The 359-nt window shown below is 64.9% G+C and carries 1 protein-coding gene; it reads left to right on the top strand.

Features of this window, described 5'->3' with window-relative positions:
* Positions 1 to 359, top strand: a 359-nt coding sequence (locus ACVOLO_RS18055) for a hypothetical protein (protein ID WP_481571704.1), incomplete at both ends; no start/stop codon positions are given.

The following is a 359-nucleotide window of genomic DNA, read 5'->3' as shown; positions in this document are numbered from 1 at the left end:
CAATGATCTGACCGCGACCACGCTGGATGTCGCAGGCAACAGCACGCTGAGCAGCGGCGGCAATACTTCGGTCACCACCTTCAACGGCCAGGGTGATCTGTCGGCGAACGCTGGCGGAAATCTGGTGCTGGATAGCGGCACGGTCGGCGGCAACGCCACGCTGTCGAGCGTTGGTGGCACCACGGTTGATTCGCTGGCAGTGCAGGGCTCGCTGGATGTGGCTTCCGGTGCAGCCTTGGCCGCGCGCGTGTTGTCCTCCGGTGCGGCGATGACGCTTGCATCCGGCAGCACGCTGGATGTGCAGCAGCTGAGCAGCGGTGCTGATCTCACGGCAGATGCGGTGGGCACCTTGTCCATCG

It is taken from the genome of Stenotrophomonas sp. STEN056, from assembly GCF_056759635.1.
Note: the sequence above shows the minus strand (reverse complement) of the source record. Positions and strands in the feature narration are given on the sequence as shown.